Genomic DNA, 2,109 nt, shown 5'->3' on the forward strand with positions numbered 1-2,109 from the left:
GTCCGGCCGCACCGGCGACGCCGCCGCTGCCCGCGACGGTTCGCGCGACGCCGGCCATCTGTCCCTGCACCGCCGCCAGTCCCGATTGCGCCGCCGCGAGATCGCCATCGACCTGCGCCATCTGCGACCGCGCGGCACCGATCCGGTCGGCGACCGACCCGGTGCCGGGCAGCGCGCCGAGATAGCGGTTCTGGAAGTCGGCGCGCTTGGCCTCCGCGTCCTGCAGCTGCTTCTGCCGCTGCGCCAGTTGTTTGTCGAGAAAGCTGAGGCTCTGGCTGGTGCTCGTCCGGTCGCCTGCCAGATTGCCCTCGACGAAGATGTCGATCAGCTTCTGCGTGATCGTCCGCGCCAGCTTCGGACTCGCCGCGGTCGTCGCGATCTCGAACAGATTGTCCTGCGCCGACGTGACCTTGATCGACTGGGCGAGGCTGGCGACGCGGTCGGCGACGTCGCGGTCGCTGGCCACCGTGTTGGCGAGGTCGGTGCCGCGCACGACCTTCTCCAGATTGACCGCGGAGGTCAGCGTCTGGCGGATCGTGTCGATGTCGGTGCGGCTCGAGGCCGACGGCTGGTCCATGCTCGCGGGCAGCAGGTTCTGCATCTGGACGAAGACGCGCGCGCGCGATTCATAGCGGCTCGGGATCTGCGATACGAACAGCCAGCCGAGCACGCACACGCCCCACGCGATCGCGAGCGCGAGCCACCGCCGCGTCCAGATCGCGTGCAGCGCGACCCGCGCCTCGTCATAGATGCCGTTCATACCGACACGCCTCAGAACATCGATTCGGGGATGATGATGACGTCACCGGGCTCGAGCCTGACATTGGCGGACGAATCGCCCTTTTTCAACAGGTTCGAGATTTGCAGCGAGAACTCGCTCTGCTTGCCGCTCGCCCGGTCGTAGCGCACCAGCCGCGCCTTGTTGCCCGCCGCATACTGGCTGAGCCCGCCGACCGCGATCATCGCGTCGAGCAGCGTCATATTGGCACGATAGGGAATCGAGGCGGGCTTTTCGGTCGCGCCGACGATGCGGACCTGCTGGCTGTAGGTGCCGCTGAAATTCTCGACGATCACCGAGACGATCGGGTTTTTGACATATTCGCCGAGCGCCTTCTTCATGTCGTCGGCGAGCTGGGCGGGCGTCTTGCCGACCGCGGACATGTCGTTGACCAACGGCGTCGTGATCCGGCCGTCGGGGCGGACCTGGACCTTCGACGACAGTTCGGGATTGCGCCAGACGAAGATGTTGAGCTGATCGAGCGGGCCGATCACATATTCCTCGCCCGGCAGCTCCTTGTTCGCGACATAGGCTGCGGGCGGCAGTTCGGGCGGACCGCCGGTGCTGCTGCAGGCGGCCAGCGACGACGCGGCGAGCCCCAGCGTGAACAGGGAACGGGAAACGGGTCCGGAACGCATGGGCACTGATCTCCTGGCGCCATCCCGGCAACGGGTGTCCGATGGCCGGTTAAACTCGCACGGGCTATGCAGGGAAACAGGTGAAGATAGCGTTTAGGAGCGCCCCGCAACCCCGCCCGCCGCCACGCTCATGGCTGGGGTTGGACTGAAGTAACGATCTCGAGCGCGGGTGGATGCCCGAGAAACGCCGCCGGGCTCGCGCTGGCGCCGTATGCGCCCGCCATGAAGATCGCGATCAGGTCGCCGGGCACGACCGGCGGCAGCGCGACGCGGTCACCGAGCCGGTCGAGCGGGGTGCACAGCGGTCCCACGACCGACACTGCGTCCGCGGCCGCCGCCTCCCCCATCCGCGCGGCGACCGCGATCGGATAGTTGCGCCGGACCACGGTGCCGAAATTGCCGCTCGCCGCGAGCTGATGGTTCAGCCCGCCATCGACCACGACGAAGACTTCGCCCTGGCTGTGCTTCACGTCGATCACGCGGGTCAGGTACACGCCGGCCTCGGCGACCAGCCACCGCCCGAGCTCGATCGCGAACCGGGTGTCCCGCAGCACCGCCGCGCGTGTCTCGAGTGCCGCGTGCAGCGCCGCGCCGACCCGCTCGACGTCGAGCGCGATGTCGTTGGCGAAATAGGGGACGCCGAACCCGCCGCCCAGATTGACCAGCGGCGGCGCGACGCCCGCCGCGTCGGCG

2 protein-coding genes and 1 pseudogene are annotated in these 2,109 nt (G+C 68.3%); all 3 read right to left on the reverse strand.

Translation table 11 applies throughout. From position 1 onward, the window contains the following. On the reverse strand, window positions 1-760 hold a 760-nt coding region (locus sphsw_RS04425), incomplete at its 3' end, for a Wzz/FepE/Etk N-terminal domain-containing protein (RefSeq protein WP_031439551.1). Between the two features lie 11 nt (window positions 761-771). Further along, window positions 772-1,416 (reverse strand): XrtA/PEP-CTERM system exopolysaccharide export protein, encoded by a 645-nt coding sequence (locus sphsw_RS04430; protein WP_031393819.1) that lies wholly within the window; start codon window positions 1,414-1,416, stop codon window positions 772-774. Between the two features lie 128 nt (window positions 1,417-1,544). After that, window positions 1,545-2,109: pseudogene (locus tag sphsw_RS04435) on the reverse strand (pyridoxal-dependent decarboxylase, exosortase A system-associated); the annotation flags it as partial.

It is taken from the genome of Sphingomonas sp. FUKUSWIS1, from assembly GCF_000733135.1.
In the GTDB taxonomy this organism is placed as follows: domain Bacteria; phylum Pseudomonadota; class Alphaproteobacteria; order Sphingomonadales; family Sphingomonadaceae; genus Sphingomonas; species Sphingomonas aerolata.